Here is a 17,093-nt window from a genome sequence, read left to right on the forward strand (position 1 = left end):
TCTGGCTGGCGGCCGGCTTCATGCCGACATGCGCTTCCTCAGCCCAGAGCACGAGGCGGTTCGGTCGCTCTCTTCGATATGTGGCGGGACTGTCCGTTCAGGTCCCGCATCCGGCTGAGTTCCCCCCGCTTTGATGGAGCGGTGGTTACCTGCTGCCGGCTGGCGCAGGGGTGGCGGTAGTTGGCTCGGCTGGCTGCGTCTGGCGGGTGTGCCAGGCGGTCTCGTATTCGTTCGGGCTGAGGTAGCCCAGCTCGCGTTGGATGCGGCGGGTGTTGTACCAGCCGTCGATGTAGGCGAAGATCGCGTTCTCGGCCTCGTCGCGGGTCCGCCATGAGGTGCGGTAGACGAGTTCGATCTTCAGCGTGGACCAGAAGTTCTCCATCAGGGCGTTGTCGTAGGAGTCGCCGACGGAGCCCATCGAGGGCAGGATCCCGTTGTCTTGTAAGCGTTCGGAGAAGCGGAACGACGTGTAGTTCGACCCGCGGTCCGAGTGGTGGATCAACTGGCCGTCGCGGACATCGCGGGACCAGATGCCGTATTCGAGGGCGGCGAGGATCAGGTCGGTGTCGCAGCGGTCAGACGTCTTCCACCCCACGATCCGGCGGGAGAAAACGTCGCGGACGGCGGCGAGCCAGAACACGCCCTCGCCGCACGGGATGCGGGTGGCGTCGGCGACCCAGAGCCGGTTCGGCCCATTGGCGGTGAACTGCCGGTTCACCAGATCCGGCGCCGGCGTGTGCCGCGGGTCCTGCTTCGTGGAGCCGCCGCGCCAGCCTCGACGCAGGAACGCCCCCTGCCAGCCGTGGGCGGCCATCAGCCGCTCTACCCGTTTGCGGCCCACGTAGATGCCGTCGCGGCGTAGCTGCCGGTGGACCCGGTCCGCGCCGTAGGTGCGCCCGGAGGTCTCCCAGATCTCGTGGATGTTGGAGATCAGCCCCAGGTCGACCACGTTCCGGTCACAGGGCAGCTCGGCCTGCTTGACCCACGCGTAGTAGGTCGAGGCGCCGATGTTGAGGACCCGTAGCAGGAGCGCGACCGCGAACTGGTCACGGTGTTCGTGGATGAACCTCATGACCGTCGCCGGGTCGGGTCGAGCTCCGCCGCGAAATACGCGCTCGCAGCCTTCAAGATCTCGTTCGCCCGTCGAAGCTCGGCGTTCTCCTTCACCAGCCGCCGATTCTCCTCCAGCATCTCGCTGGTCGGCCGGTCAGTGCGCTCGCCCGCATCGGCCTCGGCCTGACGGATCCAGTTCCTGAGCGCCTCGTGATGAACACCGAGCTGCTCGGCCAGGCGCCGGATCACGGGCTTCGGGTCCGACTCGCGATACAGGCGCACAGCGCGCTGACGTAGCTCATCGGGGTACTTCTTCGGTGCTGCCACGGACGACTTCCTCCCCCACGGCCATCAGACCATGGTCAAGAAGCTCCATGAAAACGGGGGTGGCTCAGGCGCAAGGCGTCGTTGACTACGACGGGCGCCAAGTTTGACCGCCATCAAGCGGACAAGTTCCGGGCAAGGGAGCGCCGACAGGGAGGCTCATCGAGCCGCCATGGACAGTGGCTTGCGTCGCGCGCACCTCTGGCTCTATGCAGCGGTCCTGCAAGAGCGACGCGCATCAGTAGCCGCAAGTTCCCGATACGCAGATCTATCGATCGCCCGACGACCGAGGGTCAGCCGCCGCACGGCAACGGGATACCTCGAGCTGGCCTCGCGTGCGAAGCGTGGTGGCAGCGGTGACTAGCGGCGGAACGCCACGGCACCGCGCATCGGCGAGGGCATCGATGCGGCTACGAAAGGGTCGGGTGCGCTGAGTTGGGGTCGCCAGCGGTCCAGCGGCACCAGGCCGGGATCGATCATCTCGAAGTCGCTGAACAGCGCCCTGAGCTGGTCGTCTGTGCGGAAGTGAATGTCGGTAGCGGCCTGTGTGCGGAAGACGTCGGTCGCCTGGTGCACGGTCGATTCGCCCCAGCGGTCGGGAACGTCGACGCCTACATGACTGATGACCATGGCGCTGCCCGGTACGAGCCTGTCCCGGATCGGCCCGATGACCGCTTCGATCTGGTCGTCGGGGATCAGCTGCAGCACGGAGCAGTAGAGCGCCACGACCGGCTCGTCGAAGTCGATGATCGACGCGACGTCGCTGTCGTCAAGCGCATCGAGGATGACGTCGGGGCGGGTGAGGTCGGCCTCGATCGCCCGGCAGGTCAGGTTGCCGTCGAGGATCTGGTTCGACGCCACCACCGCGACGGGGTCGATGTCGACGTAGAGAACGCGGATCGCGGGATCGACGGCTTGGGCGATCTCGTGGACGTTGCCCTGGGTGGGGATACCGGAGCCGAGGTCGAGGAACTGCCGCATACCTGCCTGGGCCAGGGTGTGCACGGCGCGGCGCAGGAAAAGTCGGTTGGACAGGGCGAGATTCGCCGCGGCGGGTACCTTGCTCAGGATGTCCAGCGCGGCGCGACGGTCGGCCTCAAAATTCTGGTTGCCGCCGAGAAGGTAGTCATAGATTCGAGCGACGGTGGCTCGGGGATGCTGGGCGTTCGGCGTGTCTGCCTGCTGGTTGGTCACCACTGCTCCCGCCGGCCGGTGAGATCGTCTGTGGTGCGGCAGCTTAGCTGAGTGATGTCCTCTGTGGTGCCCCGGACGGTGCGCAGGCGTTTACACAGCGACAGATGCAGCTACACTCTGACCTTCAATTCGGCGCTGACGACGGTGTCGGGAGGTCGGGATGCTGCTGGCTCGGGCGCGCCTTCGGCGGCGCTTGGCGAGAGCGAGAATCCCCTGTCCGCGCCCGCCGTACACCGTCGACGCCTGGTGTACGGCGATCGGTCTTTCCCGTGGCCGTGAGCTTGTGATTGGCGACGTCGCTCTGGAGCCTGGCCACCCGTCGGGCCTGCTCATCACGGACCGGCCGCAGCGCGACTTCATCCTGGTCGATCGCTCGCTGCCGACGGTGACCCGGACGCAGACGGTGCTGCACGAAGTCGCACACCTTGTCCTCGAACATCCCGGCGACATCCGGCACGACGACATTGATCGGACGATCGAGGCTGAGGCCGAACTCGCCGCGGATCTGCTCTATCAGCAACTTACCGAGGCCGCCGGGCAGGCCGTACCCGACGAGAACGACGGGAAGGACCGCCAGCGTTGGCTACCCCGTGAGACGACGAGCTGGTGGGCCGATCGCCGCTCGGACTGGCACCTGCTGCACCTGTGGATGACGCTGCGTCGCAGTATGCCGGACCTCGACATCATCACCACTAGTACCGCCATCCCGGTGCCTACCGAGATTCGCGGCAGTCGACAGCGTCACCGCACCGTCGTCGAGATACACGAAGCGCTACGAGCACTGCGACCCTGGTGTAGCCCGCAGGTGCACGCCAGCGCGACCGTGCGCTCACGACGCCACCGCCTCGATGTGGCTGCGACGGCCGCCGTAGCCGAGGCGGCAACGATCGCCGTGGCCCTGCGGCACCGGCAGACGGCGATGGCATCACATGCCCCAAGCTCGCCACTGCCACTGCCACTGCCACTGCCACTGCCACTGCCACTGCCAACGCCACGTCACGACCGACACGATGTACGAGCTGAGGCGCGGCACCTGGCCCGCGTGGAAAGAGCGATGCGTGACTCGCCCATCGTCGCTGCAGAGGTCGCGAGGTGGGCGCCGGTAGGCCCCGCCGCGACGGGTGGCTCACGATCGACGCCGCCGTTCGGCGATATTCCTGTTGTCCCACTACCGGCGGGCCTGGCTCCGGCTCGGTCAGCCCGCCCGGTATAGCCGACGCTGTCGAGGCGCCGGGCCGACCGGCTGCGGATTCCACTGTTGCGCGTGCGCGCGAATCTGACTTGGGAACATCTCACCCCCGAACAACTCGCCGCTTCCAAGGGCGCACCCCAGGGCGGCCAGTTCCTGGCGCTGGTCCTGGGTGCTGATGCCCGCAGCGACGGCTACGAGATCGAGGTCCGCCGCGAGGTCCACAGCCGCGCGGATGACTGACCGAGCCGGACGCCATCCCGAGTCGAGCGAGTAGGCAGGATGCAGGCGGAGGAAGCTCCAGTCGACGGCGTTAAGTGCCGCAAGATCTGTGTGTCTGCTGCCGTAGTTGTCCAGGAGCAGACGCACTCCCATCTTGGTCAATTGCTCGGCGGCGCCACGGTCGCCATCGCCCTCGGTGTTCCGGTTGGAGGAGTCACGGGTCGACGTCGCTGGTGGCCTGGTGAGCGCCAGCACCAGATGCGACTCCGGCAGTCCGTAGGTGTGCAGGAGATCTCGCACCGTTGTGGCGAGCTGCATGGTCACGGCCGCGGCGGGCACCGGTACGGCGAGCGCTGCCCCTGGTAGAGCGTCGCGCCATGAGGCTGCTGCGGCCATCGAACGCACCAGTACCTGAGTAGCCAACGCCTGCAAGCCTTCAATATCGTCAATGTGCTGGTACACGTAGTCATCCGCGGCGAGCAGGTCGTTGCGTGAATACAACCAACGGGGAACCGTATGCACCATTGTGATCCTCCCGCTGATGAGATCCACCACAGGCTCGTAGGAGATCGACATCCGGGCCTGGGTCAGCTCGCGGGCCAACGACCATTCACCGACTGTGCCTGACTTGTAGGACACGAGCCTGTCCTCACCCCGACGCAAGGCCCGCCACAGCACCCGCTCGGCGGCATCAAGTACCGCCGGCCCTGGCGCGCCCGACGCCATGCCTGCGCTGGCCCGCAGATCGATACGGCGACCGGCGACGTCAATGCTGTGACGCAGCGTTGCCACCGCCCTGCAGGCCCGCTGATACGCTAGATCATCGGCCAACCCACGTAGGACGAGGGCGAAGGTGGCGTCACCGACGCGAGCCGCGACAGCCGTGCGGTCCGCCGACAGGTGACGCAGCCGATCCGCTACCTGAGCGAGGACCGCTCGCGCCCGTTCCTGCCCCATGGTGTCGGCCAAGAAGTGCAGGTTCTCTACATGCACCGCCAGGATGTGGCACGACACGTCGGGGATGGCAGTGCACCACTGCGACAACCCGAGTCGATTCGGTAGCCCAGTGTCCTTGTCGTGAGTTGCTTCGCGCGCGAGCAAGCCGTAGGCATGGGCTAGGTCGACACTTGACGAGAGCGCCGCGACGAACGCACGCAACGTCGCGCGCTCGCGCACCGACGGCGCGTCTTGCGAACCGCTTAGCCGTAGGCGGACCTCGCCGCGTACGCCCGTCGTTTGGTCGCCGAAATCGTGGTTGAGTACCGCTGGCCAATCTGCGCCGGGCGGAACGGCGTCGGGATCTCCGTCATACTCGATCAGCGCCACATCGCCCCGCAGGACGGCGCGCACCACGCGCCGCTCCCGGGTGATCTCGATATCGGCCGACTGTGCGCCGAACAGCTCCACCGCACCGGCGGCAGCGGTGTGAAGCACTTCGTCGAGGTTCCTCGCGGACAGCGCATCGCTCAAAACGGTCAAGCGCTCCCAGACGCGTCGCTCCTCGCGGATCCGCAGTCGATGACTGACGGCGAAGTACAGGGCCATCATCGTCGAGGGCAAGGCGATGAGGACTCTTGGCTCAACCATGAGGGCGACGGCGATCGTCACAGCGGCAATCACCTCTCCGATGGCGACTGCGAGCCGTGTACGCCAGAGGAATCGCAGGGTCATCACGAGCGGCTGTCCGGTTGACCATGTCACCGCAGCGGCTGTCACCAGCTCTTCGAACAGCAGGGCCACCACTGCTGCGGCGAGGAACGCGACAACCACCCAAGCTGGCTGAAGCTCCCCACTGCTCGACTCGCCGGCCCCCGGCCGGAACCCGACCCTGGACATGACCATCGCCGCTACGGAGGCGGTGACGATGTCCACGCTGGTGTTGTGGATGAGCTTGTGTGCGCCCACCTTTCGCGCGGGCTGCCGCGCGGCACGACCGATCGAGACTCCGACGGCGGTGCAGATCACTACCCAATGCGCGGGTAGCACCGCGACGCACACGATGCACGCCGTCGGGATGAGGGTGATCCTGATCGGCATCCGGGAGGGCAGCGGCATGGGTAGAACCGCGCCCATCGCCATCAACGCCACGCCCGTCAGTGCGTACACCCAGGATGTGGCCGGCGCCGGCTTGTCCAGCTGGGCCACCGCCCAGGCCAGGCAGGCCAGCGCCGCTATAGCGATGGTTCCCGTGAGCAGACCCAGCGCCCACCGTCCACGCTGGATCGAGATCAATTACGCCTCCGTGGGCTCACACCGCCATGTCAACGAAGTCCCACGCTAACCGGCTGTGCCAATTCAGTTCCACTCGACGCCTTTGTGCATGACCTACACCCCCTTCAATGTAGCGACAATTCAAAAGGTATGGCTGCGCATCATCCGCAATCAACACCTAGGAGTCTTTTTGGTCATCCACCGTGGAACCAGGCGGGCTGGCGTCACAATCCGTGCGCTACCTGATGGCAAATCTTAACCCTCGGTGTTGATGTCTCTTGCCATCGGGCATCGCTTGCCCAAGGTGGCAACCGCAAGTGATTGTCGCAAACACGCGGCGTCAGATGCCGCTGGTTCGAGGTTGGCGGCCAGTCGGTGGCTGTATCGGGGCCGGTCGCGGTTTCGTCGGCTCGCCTTCACGATCGAGGGGAGCATGTCACGGCACGATCTTTGCGCGGCGAGCCGGCGAGCGCGTCGTCCGCCAGAACCGCCAAGGTAAAGACGCTCAGGACCACGCATTGCACCTGCCTGGGAGTCGTGCGTGCGTCGGGGCGTCGTGGGAGGGGTTTGTGGGGGAGGCCGGGGCGCGCCGTTCCCGCGCGAGGGCTCGTGGCCCGGGGTGAATCCTGGGCGTCGCCCCGGCTCCCGGCTCACGTCCCGTTCTCGGCCATTCCAGGCGTCGTGGATCGGGCAAAGGCAAGTTCATCGCGGTAGTGGACGTGGTGACGCAGGCAGTAGTGCAGGCTGCCGAGGAAGTGAGCGTAGAGCCTGCGCAGGGCTGCGGGGTGGCGGTCGCCAGCAGCGCGGCGTCGGTCGTAGAGCGCTCGGGCGCCCGGCGAGCGGGTCAGTGCGGCAAAGGCCCACAGGTGACCGGTCTCGGCCAGGATGGGATTGGTCTTACGGCGGTGACTGACCCTGCGGGAGGTGCCGCTGGCCCAGGTGATCGGAGTCGCCGCGCAGAACGCCCGCAGATTGCGTGAGGTGGGGAAGCGGCGGGGGTCGTCGCCGAGTTCGGCGAGCAGTCGGGCGGCGAGCAGTGGACCCATACCGGGAAAGCTTCGGTAGATCTCAGTCTGTGGGTGCTGGTCCGCCAAGACCTCGACCTCGACCCACAGGTTCTGCGCGGAGGTGATCGTCGCGTCGAGTTGGGTGAGTAGGGCAGCAGCGCGATGCCCCATTGCGGCTTCGATGCCCGCTGGCTGACGTAGCGCGGGAGTGTGAAACAGCTCGTGCAGGCGGGCGGCTTCGGTGCCGATGAGTCGAGTGCGGCCGGCAGCGGTGAGCAGCGTCTCCAAGCGGCGACGGGTGAGTCGGGCGGCGCGGGTCGGAGTGGGGGCGGCGGCGAGGACGATGCGGGCTTCGGGCCTGGTGAGGCCAGCGGGCAGGTGCGCCCAAGCGGTCGCCGCGCTGGGGTAGTAGTCCCTGAGCACGGACCGAAGTCGGCGGGCAAGCAAGCCGGAGCTGTGAAGCGCTTGCCGGTGCGCGCGGGTCAACTCTCGCAGCGCAGCGGCGTTGGTGCTTACCGCAGGTGTGCTGCGGTGAGCGTCGCCGTCGACGCGCAGTACGTGCGCGAGCAGACGGGCGTCACCGCGGTCGGACTTCTTTTTCTGAGCGGCAAGCCGGCTGCGGTAGTTTGCCACCTGGGTCGGGTTGAGCACGACCACGGGCTGGCCCGCCTTGAGCAGGCCGGCGACCATCAAGCCCCGGCCGGTCTCGATGCCGATCGGAATCGACCGGCGGTTTCGCCGGACCGTGGTGAGGGTGGCAAGGAGTTGCGCCAGGCCCTCGTGGTTGTCGGGTAGACGGGTGTGGGTGACGAGCTGACCGTGGTCATCGACTACGGCCAGATCGTGGTGGCTTTCGCCCCAGTCCAGGCCGGCGAAGTACTTCACGCGTGTCCAGTTCCGGTAGGTAGCTAGGGGCTGGTCGGGCCGCGCGGTCTCACGTCAGAGCTCACGGCTCAGGATCGCAAAGGGCATGGCCCGACCAGCGGCGATCACTGATCGCCGGGAACGGACACTAGGTCAACTATCGGCAGGGATCGAGTCGCTGGGGCCGCGTAGACCTCGGCGCTCGTGCTGCCTGGAAAGCCGAGGTGCGGAAGTGCGCTCGGGATCTGATCGCGTGAGGGCGACAGGGCTGAGGCAACAGCGGCGACGAACTGCCCGGCAATCGTCACCCGCGCGGCGGTACTACCCGCCGTGGGACATCTCCCCTTTCATAGCCCGCCACCTTGCGGAGTTCGCGCTGTTCCGACCTCAACGAGCAGCCGCTGGTCGACCCGCAGGCTGAAAACTTTTAGTAGTGAGTTCTATGCGCTGCGTTCACATTGGCGGGGGTGGGGAGCGGCTTGAGGGCGTCGGGTGCAAGGCGCGGCTTCCCATCCGCCACCGCTCGCGTTGGTTCCGGCACTGACCGATGACAATTTCTCGGTATTGGCGACGCGTGATTGTTCCGGACTGGCTATTGCGCCTGTGTGGCACACAGGCATCCCGCTTCCCTAAAACGGCACCAGGGGTTACTGTTCGGCTCACACTCTTCTGATTGGACTGATGACGCGATGGCTAAGCAGATCATCCATAAGCTGGTCGACGATTTAGACGGCGGCGACGCCGACGAGACGGTGACGTTTGCGCTCGACGGGGTGCAGTACGAGATCGATCTGTCGGCCTCCAATGCCGACCAGTTGCGGGACGTCTTCGCGCCCTACACCAGCAGCGGCGCGAAGGTGGGACGCGGAGGTATCACCGCTAGCACGCGGGCGTTCCGAGGTGTCGCCGGTCCGAGCGGCTCGCGACGTGCCCGCGGTGAGCCCGGCGTTGATCGTGTGCAGAACAAGGCGATCCGAGACTGGGCGAAGCGGACCGGCAAGGCGATCTCCGATCGAGGTCGGATCCCGCAAGAGATCGTGGCCGAGTACCACGCGAGCGCGGGCCGTCAACCCGGCGCGTAGAGTCAGCGCGCCGGTCTGGCCCAGCCGATTCCTCGACTCTGGGCGCCGTCTCGTTCGCTATTGGCATGGCGGCGCTCACTGTCCTTCACGAGTTGGGGTTACCGTGTCGACGCGATGGGGTGTCACGGTCGCTGGACTGAGCCGCATCGGGAAGGGAGCCGCTCTGCTGCTCCCTCCATTGCCCCGACGTACTGGCTCGCAGGAGGCGATCGACCATCGCCGTGGCGTCGTCGAGAGAGTCGTAGCTCCAGCCCAGCAGGTTGCCAGTCTCGGTGTCGCCGGCGCGCGCGACAACCCTCCATCGGGTCTGGCGGACAAGCCACACATCGCGTCGGGTCAGTCGTCCCCAACTGCCGTTCCACCAACGCTTGGTGACCTCCTCCACGCCCACATCGTACAGGTGTTCTAAGTTTCGGTCAGGGTGATGTGGCAGGTCACTCGCAACGGTCGTCGCTACCCCGTCCCCGGGGCTCGCAGCAATCACTGCGGTGCCGGTAGACCCGCAGGCTCGGTCCGCTGCGCTGGTGCCCATGCTCGCCGGTGATCTCGTACAGGCAGGCCCGCCAGAGCACGGTCTCACCGCCGCCGGGCACGACCTGACCGTCGCCCGGGCCGCCCCGCAACAGCACGTCCATCCGTCGACGGTACGCATCGGCTTTCGATCGGGGCATTGCGATGCCCGATCGGGACGCCGTGGCGGGGCAGGAACCGTTCTCGCACGTGTCGTTCGGACCGCCGGCCAGCGCTGTCGCGGCGGTGAGGTTAAAGGGCTACCCGCCAGACCCCTGACGTTCGGTGGTCATCCGCGTCTGACGCTGGCCCCAGGTGGGCCGTCGCAACTCTCGCCGTCGCCTGTCCAAGCGTCGGGCTGGGCCGGCGTTTGAACCCGCGAGCATTTAGAAGTTGACGATGACGACCGCGAGGAGGGCGCCGGCGAGCAGGTATGGGCCGAAGGCGAGGTCGGGTTTGCGTGACAGGAGCCTGGCCAGCGCCTCGGGCAAAGCGACTGCGTAGGGCAGGCATGCGCCCCACATCACCTCGGACCACCCGAGCGCTCCCAGGGCCGCGCCGAGCAGTGCAGCCATCCGCACGTCTCCGAGACCTGTCGTGCTGGGACCGGCGACGGCCAGGATCAGGTGACCACCGCCGAGTGCGATGGCGGCTAGCAGTGCCGTGGTCAGGGTGTGAGCCTGTCGGGTCGCTGCGGCGTCGGCCAAGAGAGCCGCTCCTGTTGCGAGCGAGGCGACGCTGATCAGGGGTGTGGGGAGCCGGCGGGTGGCGATGTCGACGACGGCCAGCAGAATTCCTGAGTACAGCACGATAAGCCACACCCCAACCATCAGCGCGCCGCTCGGCCGGTCACCGAGTAGCCGTGCGATCGCCGCCGACGCGGTCGACGTGCCGAGAATGCTTATGCCGAGCGTGGCCGAGCGGCCGAACTGCCACCGAGCCCGACGGGCTCCCACCGTCATGCCGGCCCTCGACCAGCGAAGGGCACTGTCACGATGCGCCTGAAGGTGGGCGACTGTGTGGGCGCAAGCTGAGGGTAGGACGCTCCCCGCCACCGCGCCGCACAGCACGCTGCCCCAGTAGAGCGCATGGGTCACGGCTTGCCGCCGCTGGCCGGCCGCGTCGCTGTCGCGGGCTGACAGGCGAAGGCCCAACCTACGCGTCCGCGCCGCGGCCACGTGGGGCGTTCATGTGGAGCAGCCATCGGCTGCGCGGCAGGTGGTTGCAGCAATACGCCCATTGTCGAAAACCGGGGCACCCATGACATGTCCGCAACCTTAGTTGGATGAGGCCCAACTGTGGTTGACGACGGGTGCTCGAATGTGCTTAGCTCGCCATCGCAACCCTCAACTGTGGTTCGGATCTAGGCAACCATGGTTGTTGGCGACGGTCGTGGCCCCGCAGGCGGGGTAGCTGCTGTACCGCATACGGATGTCGCCGCCGACCGGCTGTCCGAGGCTGCGGGGTGAGGGCCGGAAAGCCCAGGACCGCGAGGCCCCGTCGTCTCGCCAACGCACGGAAACGAGATCACAGATGACGCCACAGATCATCGCGAAGCGCCGCCGCGTCGACCGACCGGCCACCTGGCTACGCCTAGCCACGGTCCCCCTCGGCCTGTGCCTCGCGGCCATGATCGGCGCCTGCGACGGCGGTGACGCCGACAACGAGTCGCCACCGCCAACGCCTACGCCTGCGAGACAGTCGGACGGCTCACCGGACGCAAGCCGCGAGGAGGCGGCGCTAGCCGCCTATCGGGGGATGTGGCAGGCCTACGCGAAGGCTGGGCGCACCGCTGATCCGAACGAGCCGGAACTCGTCCGATTCGCCGGCGGCGATGCGCTGGCGACGCTCAAGAAGGGGCTGTCGTCCTACCGCAGCAAGGGCCAGATCCTCAAGGGCAGGTACTCATCGGAACCTCGAATAGCACAAAAGTCACTAACGTCGTCACCGCTGAGCGTGACGGTGACGGACTGCGTCGACGACACCCACTTCCTCGTCTACACGGCATCCGGAAAGCCGATCAACGATGTGCCCGGTGGCCGTCGGGCGACTCGGGCGACGGTCACCGACCTCGGTGCGCAGGGCTGGAAGGTCGCCACCTTCGCCGTGCAGGGCGTCGGCACATGCTGAGGCGCCGCCGGGCTCTGGGGTTGAGCATCGTCATCGGCGTCACCGCCGTCCTGGCCTGTGCGGGGGTGGCAGAGGCCGACGGTGGTTTCGGTGACGTCGATTGTGCCCAAAATCCTTCAGCCGCAGGCTGCGACATCATCGCCGTTCATCCCGGTAAGCCTGACCGCCCACCTGGTCGCCCTGGTGACGGCGGCTCAGCTGGCGAGGACGCAGACGGCGACCGCAGTTGCTATTGGGCTCCCGTTGTCAGTGACCGGCCGCCGCCGGCAGGCAGCGATCTGCGAGGTGGGTGGTACGCGCGGACCTGCAACATCGACGGCATCGGTTCGCAGGGCACGCCGGAGTGGCTGGATCAGCCGCCTGGGGTGGATGTGGGCGCGTTGGCGCTGACTGCGCGGTCGCGGTTGCGGTTGCCCCTTCCGGAGATTCGCACGAACCCTGACGGAGCGCCGTTCGTGTTGGTGCGAGTGCCGGTGTGGTTGTGGGTGGATTCGGTGACCTGGGGAATCCGGTCGGCGTCGGCGTCGGTGCCGGGGGTGACGGTGACCGCCACGGCGACGCCGACCAGGGTGCGGTGGTCGTTCTCCGACGGCACCTCTGACGTGACCTGCGCGGGTCCGGGCCGACCGTGGACGTCAGGCACGGACCCGCTGGCGGTGTCGTCGTGTGGGCACACCTACACCCGATCGTCTTCTGCCGTGCCTGGAGCGGCGTTCATCTTGCGGGCGACCGTCACGTGGACGGTGACGTGGTCAGGGCCGGGTGGCGGGGGCACCTTGGCACCGTTGACGACGACGGCGGCCAGGGCAGTGCGGGTCGCGCAGTCGCAGGCGATCGTCGGGAGCGCCAGATGAGCACCGCTCCCGTCCGCCCGCAGCCGGCGACCACCGCGCCAGCGGCGCGTTCGCGGGCGGGGCGGCCCAACGGGCGGCGGGTGGCCGCCGGACTGCTGCTGGTTGTCGCGACAGTGATGACGTTCTGGCAGGTCGACCTGCGCCGGCATGCCGGGGAGCAGTTCCTGGCGGTGGCACGGCCGGTGCCCGCCGGCGTCGTCATTGCCGAGGCGGATGTGCGGGTAGTGCGGGTGGCTAACCCTTCGGACCTTGACCTACTCGCCGCGGATCGACGCGACGAGGTCGTGGGGCGCGCGGCGGCGGTCCCGTTGGCCGCCGGGACCCTGCTGGCCCCGGCGCAGGTAGGGCCGTCGGCATGGCCTCCGACGGGGCAGGCGGTGATCGCGGTAGCGGTCAAGACCGGCCGTGCACCAGCCGGGCTCGCTGCGGGCGCGCGGGTGGTGGTGCTCGTCGGGCTTCCTGCCAGCGTCGATCAGGCCGGGGGCGGCAGCCCGCCCGCGGGCCAGGCAGCACAGACCCGGCGGGCGATGGCCAGCGTGGTGTCCGCGAGTGAGGCGGAGCAGGGCGGGCAGGTGGTGACGCTGCTGCTGAGCGTTCAGGAGGCTGAGACGGTGGCCTCGGCATCGGGTGACGTGGCGCTGGTGCAGCTCAGGCCAGACCAATGAACGAGGGGGAAGCGACATGTTGGTGATGCTCGCGTCGGTGTCCGGCGCGCCCGGGGTGTCGACCGCCGCGCTGGGCTTGGCCGCTCTCTGGCCGGGCAGGCCGGGTTTGGTAGCGGAGGTCGACCCGTGCGGCGGGGTGCTCGGCGCGCGGTTCGGGGTGCCGCAGGAGCCGGGCCTGGCGGGGTTGGCAGCCGCGTCGCGTCACGGCCTGCCCTCAGGTGGGCTGGCACGGTTCGTGCAGCCGTTGCCACTAGGCGTACACGCGATGGTGGGGCCCGGTGCGGCCGACACCTGCGCGCAGGCGGTTTCCGTGCTGAGCGCCCGACCGGACGTGGTGGCGGGGCTGGCGCCGGTGGTGATCCTCGACGCTGGCCGCCTCTACTCGGGCAGCCCCGCCCACGGGCTGCTGCCCAGGGTGGATGCGCTGGTGGTCGTGACGGCCGGTGACACCGAGCACCTAGACCACGTCGATACTCGGCTTCCGGCTATACGCGCGGCGATGCGTACTTCGCGTCTCGGTGTGGTGGTGTCGGGCAAGGGCGTCTACGAACCGCGGGAAATCAGTGGGCGGCTTGGCGTGCCGGTGTGGGCGTATCTGCCCACGGACCGGTGGGGCGCGGCCGTGTTGACCGGCCGGTTGGCCGGGCCGGCGTGGACGCGGACTCGGTTGGCGCTGGCGCTGCGCGGCCTGGGCGTCGCCCTCTCCGCGCCGCCGCCGCCGCAGCCCGGCGCGACGCGCGCCGCGTTGGAGGTCGTGCGGTGAGCGCACCGGTGACCGCGGTCGCGCCGGAGCTGGTGGCGGTGCTGCGCGCCCGGGTCAGCGACCGTCTCGCCGCGCACGGCGCGCAGCTTCCCGAGGCGCAGCGGCGGCCGGTCATCGCCGGCTACATCGCCGAGGAGCTGCTCACCTACGCCGGGGAGATCATCACCGCTGGTCGCAGCCCGTTATCGCGGCAGGTCGAGGCGGCGCTGGCGCGTGCCGTGCGCGACAGCTTCCTCGGCTTGGGCGGTCTGCAGCCGCTGCTCGACGACGAACGGGTGGAGGACATCTTCGCCAATGGCTGCGACAACGTGTGGATCCGCACTGCCGACGGGCAGGTGTCGCAGGTGCCGCCGGTCGCGGCCACCGACGACGAGCTGGTCGACCTGGTACGGACCGCGGCGGCGCGCAGCGGTCAGGAGGAGCGGCGTTTCGACCGCGGGTCGCCGGGCCTGTCGCTGCGCCTGCCGGGCGGGCAACGGCTGTTCGCGGTGATGGCTGTGTCGAAAAGGCCGTCGGTGTCGATCCGCCGCAACGTCCTGCGCCGGGTCACCCTCGACGATCTCGTCGACCGGGGAGAGTTGACGCCCGGGCTGCGTGACCTGATCCGGGCGCTGGTGCGGGCCCGCAAGAATCTGGTGATCTGCGGTGGGACGGGCGCGGGGAAGACGACTCTGCTGCGCGCCGCCGCAACCGCGATCAGTCCGTCCGAGCGGATCGTCACCGTGGAGGACGCGTTCGAGCTGGGCCTGGATGAGGACACCGACGCGCATCCGAATACCACGGCGCTGCAACAGCGCGAGCCGAACCTGGAGGGCGTCGGCGGGATCGACATGGCCACGATGGTGACGTGGGGGCTACGGATGCGCCCGGACCGGGTCATCGTCGGGGAGTCCCGCGGCGCCGAAGCGGTGCCGATGCTCCTGGCGATGTCGCAGGGCAACGACGGATCGATGTGCACCGTGCACGCCTCGTCCAGCAAGCAGGCCCTGACCCGGCTGGCGATGTACGTGATGCAGGCCCCCGAGAAACTCAGCTTCGACGCGGCGAACGTGCTCATCGGTCAGGCAGTCGACTTCGTGCTGCACCTCGACGTCGCCACCGACGGCACCCGCGTCCTGTCCTCGGTGCGGCAGGTTCTGGAGACCGACGGCACACAGGTGCCGTCCAACGAGATCTTCCGACCCGGCCCCGACCGGCGGGCGGTGCCGGCCGCGCCGCTGCGCGCCGACACCCTCGACGACCTGATCGCCGCTGGCCTCAACGTCGGCATACTCGACGGGAAAAGGTGGGGACGGTGAGTCTGCTGCCGATCCTGCTCGGCCTGGGCTGCGCCGCCGGCCTGACCCTCATCGTCGACGGGCTGCGCCGTCGACCGCTCGTGAACCTAACGCGACGACGGCGTCGAGGGTGGGCCGGCATCGAGCGGGCCCGGTTTCTGGCCGTCCTCGGCGGGGGCGCTGCCGCTGCGATGGTGACCCGGTGGCCGGTGGCGGCGCCGCTGGCCGGCGTCGCCGTGTGGGCGCTGCCGCGCGTGCTCGGCCCGGACCGCGAGCACAACCGGGCCGTGGCCCGTATCGAGGCGATCGCGACCTGGGCGGAGTTGCTGCGCGACACCCTGTCGTCCGCCGCCGGGCTGGAACAGGCGATCACCGCAACCGCCCCGGTCACCCCGCAGCCGATCCGCCCCCAGGTGCAGGCCCTCGCTGCGGCGGTGCGCGCCGGCGCCCGCCTGCCGGACGCGCTGCGGGTGCTCGCCGACGACCTCGCCGATGCGACTGCCGACCTCGTGGTCGCGGCGTTGACGCAGGCCGCCGGCTACCACGGCGGGCAACTGTCGCAGTGCCTGACCAGCCTCGCCGTCACCGCGCGGGAGCTGGCCGGGATCAGGATGCGGGTGGCCACGAAACGGGCCGCGACCCGTACCGCCGCGCGCGTCATCACCGGCACCGCCGCAGCGATGGTCGCCGGGCTGATCGTTCTCAACCGCGGCTTCCTCGCCCCCTACCACGGTGTGACCGGACAGCTGGTGCTCCTCGTCGTCGGCGCCGTGTTCACCGCCGGATTCTGGTGGCTGGCCCGCGTCTCCCGCCTCCCCGAACCCCCGAGAGTCCTTGCCAAAGCCGGGATCGCGGCCGGCCAGGGGCGGTCGTCGTGATCGTGCTCGCGTGCGGCCTGCTCACCGGCCTCGGCCTGCTCCTCGCCGCGTCTGGTCTCGTTCCGGCGCGACCCGCCCTCGCCGACGCCCTCGACGCGCTGCGCCGTGCACCCGCCGCGCCCGAGCAACCGACGTCGGCGCGGGTGCGGCTGATGGCCGCGCCGCTTCGCGCGCTCGGTCTGCCGCGGCGGCGGACGCGCGCCGACCTGGCCGTGCTCGAACGGCCCGCCGCGCTGCACCTGGCCGATCAGACCCTCGCCGTGCTCGCCGGCCTAGTCCTGCCGCCGACGGTGATGGCCGCCCTCACCGCCGGTGGGGTCACCTTCGCCGCCGGCACGCCCGCCTGGGTGTCCCTGGCCGGCGCCGCCGGCGGCTGGTGGCTCGCCGAGTCCACGGTGCGCGCCGAAGCCGGACGGCGCCGCGACGAGCTGCGCTACACCCTGTCCGCCGTGCTTGACCTCGTCGTGATCTCCCTCGCCGGTGGCGCGGGTCTCGAACAAGCCCTCGACGACGCCTGCGCAGACAACGCCGGTTGGGCATCGCAACGGCTGCGCCGGGCGGTGGACACCGCCCGGCTGCTACGGATACCGCCCTGGCAGGCCCTCGATGAGCTCGGGGCGGACACCGGCGTCGTCGAGCTGCGGGAGCTGGCCGCCACGATGAGCCTCGCCGGCAACGAAGGCGCCCGCATCCGCGACTCGCTGAGCATCCGCGCCGCGACCCTGCGCGCCCACCAGGCCGCCGCCCTGGAAGCCCGCGCCAACGCCGCCACCGAACGCATGTCCATGCCAGTCATGCTCCTCGCCGCCGCCTACCTGCTGTTCCTGCTCTACCCCGCCGTCAGCACCGTCGATGCATTCTGAGGAGGTC

The 17,093-nt window shown here is 68.9% G+C and carries 17 protein-coding genes; 7 read left to right on the forward strand and 10 right to left on the reverse strand.

Annotated features, from left to right (window positions below; genetic code table 11):
• Window positions 1-145 precede the first annotated feature (145 nt).
• The 6 genes from O7618_RS24185 to O7618_RS24210 all read right to left on the reverse strand — a co-directional run bounded on the left by O7618_RS24185 (window position 146) and on the right by O7618_RS24210 (window position 8,085).
• Entirely contained in the window at window positions 146-1,072 is a 927-nt protein-coding gene (locus O7618_RS24185; protein ID WP_278108410.1) for an IS3 family transposase, read from the reverse strand.
• Window positions 1,069-1,380 (reverse strand): transposase, encoded by a 312-nt coding sequence (locus O7618_RS24190; RefSeq protein ID WP_216932790.1) that lies wholly within the window; start codon window positions 1,378-1,380, stop codon window positions 1,069-1,071. The genes O7618_RS24185 and O7618_RS24190 overlap by 4 nt, the downstream gene beginning before the upstream one ends.
• Window positions 1,381-1,737: 357 nt before the next feature.
• Complete coding sequence (locus tag O7618_RS24195; RefSeq protein ID WP_278108411.1) at window positions 1,738-2,571, reverse strand: SAM-dependent methyltransferase; 834 nt, start codon at window positions 2,569-2,571, stop codon at window positions 1,738-1,740.
• A 124-nt stretch (window positions 2,572-2,695) separates the two neighbouring features.
• Window positions 2,696-3,091: a hypothetical protein gene (locus O7618_RS24200; protein ID WP_278108413.1), complete on the reverse strand. Its 396-nt coding sequence runs from the start codon at window positions 3,089-3,091 to the stop codon at window positions 2,696-2,698.
• Between the two features lie 675 nt (window positions 3,092-3,766).
• Complete coding sequence (locus O7618_RS24205) at window positions 3,767-6,214, reverse strand: EAL domain-containing protein (protein WP_278108415.1); 2,448 nt, start codon at window positions 6,212-6,214, stop codon at window positions 3,767-3,769.
• Between the two features lie 629 nt (window positions 6,215-6,843).
• A complete protein-coding gene (locus O7618_RS24210; protein ID WP_278108416.1) occupies window positions 6,844-8,085 on the reverse strand; it encodes an IS110 family transposase in 1,242 nt (413 codons plus the stop codon).
• A 668-nt stretch (window positions 8,086-8,753) separates the two neighbouring features.
• Here O7618_RS24210 and O7618_RS24215 point away from each other — a divergent pair.
• Entirely contained in the window at window positions 8,754-9,146 is a 393-nt protein-coding gene (locus tag O7618_RS24215) for an Lsr2 family protein (protein WP_278108417.1), read from the forward strand.
• Between the two features lie 85 nt (window positions 9,147-9,231).
• Here the strand turns inward: O7618_RS24215 and O7618_RS24220 are convergent, their stop codons facing one another.
• The 3 genes from O7618_RS24220 to O7618_RS24230 all read right to left on the reverse strand — a co-directional run bounded on the left by O7618_RS24220 (window position 9,232) and on the right by O7618_RS24230 (window position 10,618).
• Window positions 9,232-9,531, reverse strand: coding sequence for a hypothetical protein (locus O7618_RS24220; RefSeq protein WP_278108418.1), 300 nt, complete (start codon window positions 9,529-9,531; stop codon window positions 9,232-9,234).
• A gap of 49 nt (window positions 9,532-9,580) precedes the next feature.
• Window positions 9,581-9,781: a hypothetical protein gene (locus tag O7618_RS24225; RefSeq protein WP_278108419.1), complete on the reverse strand. Its 201-nt coding sequence runs from the start codon at window positions 9,779-9,781 to the stop codon at window positions 9,581-9,583.
• Between the two features lie 261 nt (window positions 9,782-10,042).
• Complete coding sequence (locus O7618_RS24230; RefSeq protein WP_278108420.1) at window positions 10,043-10,618, reverse strand: peptidase A24; 576 nt, start codon at window positions 10,616-10,618, stop codon at window positions 10,043-10,045.
• A gap of 571 nt (window positions 10,619-11,189) precedes the next feature.
• On the opposite strand from O7618_RS24230, the gene O7618_RS24235 reads away from it, so the two are divergent.
• Window positions 11,190-11,786, forward strand: a complete 597-nt coding sequence (locus O7618_RS24235; RefSeq protein ID WP_278108421.1) for a hypothetical protein — start codon at window positions 11,190-11,192, stop codon at window positions 11,784-11,786.
• A 352-nt stretch (window positions 11,787-12,138) separates the two neighbouring features.
• Here the strand turns inward: O7618_RS24235 and O7618_RS24240 are convergent, their stop codons facing one another.
• Window positions 12,139-12,381, reverse strand: a complete 243-nt coding sequence (locus O7618_RS24240; protein ID WP_278108422.1) for a hypothetical protein — start codon at window positions 12,379-12,381, stop codon at window positions 12,139-12,141.
• 339 nt (window positions 12,382-12,720) lie between these two features.
• Between O7618_RS24240 and O7618_RS24245 the strand changes: the two genes are divergently transcribed.
• The 5 genes from O7618_RS24245 to O7618_RS24265 are packed head-to-tail and all read left to right on the forward strand — an operon-like array spanning window position 12,721 to window position 17,086.
• Window positions 12,721-13,305, forward strand: a complete 585-nt coding sequence (locus tag O7618_RS24245) for an SAF domain-containing protein (protein ID WP_278108423.1) — start codon at window positions 12,721-12,723, stop codon at window positions 13,303-13,305.
• A 16-nt stretch (window positions 13,306-13,321) separates the two neighbouring features.
• The gene (locus tag O7618_RS24250) at window positions 13,322-14,068 is read left to right on the forward strand and encodes a hypothetical protein (RefSeq protein WP_278108424.1); all 747 of its coding nucleotides are present in this window, start codon (window positions 13,322-13,324) and stop codon (window positions 14,066-14,068) included.
• Window positions 14,065-15,366: an ATPase, T2SS/T4P/T4SS family gene (locus O7618_RS24255; protein WP_278108425.1), complete on the forward strand. Its 1,302-nt coding sequence runs from the start codon at window positions 14,065-14,067 to the stop codon at window positions 15,364-15,366. The genes O7618_RS24250 and O7618_RS24255 overlap by 4 nt, the downstream gene beginning before the upstream one ends.
• Window positions 15,363-16,223, forward strand: coding sequence for a type II secretion system F family protein (locus O7618_RS24260; RefSeq protein WP_278108426.1), 861 nt, complete (start codon window positions 15,363-15,365; stop codon window positions 16,221-16,223). Before O7618_RS24255 ends, O7618_RS24260 begins: the two co-directional genes overlap by 4 nt.
• Window positions 16,220-17,086 carry a type II secretion system F family protein gene (locus tag O7618_RS24265; RefSeq protein WP_278108427.1) on the forward strand — a complete coding sequence of 289 codons (867 nt, stop codon included), beginning with the start codon at window positions 16,220-16,222 and terminating at the stop codon, window positions 17,084-17,086. Before O7618_RS24260 ends, O7618_RS24265 begins: the two co-directional genes overlap by 4 nt.
• Window positions 17,087-17,093: the final 7 nt, after the last annotated feature.

The organism is Micromonospora sp. WMMD980 (assembly GCF_029626035.1).
Taxonomy (GTDB): Bacteria; Actinomycetota; Actinomycetes; order Mycobacteriales; family Micromonosporaceae; genus Micromonospora.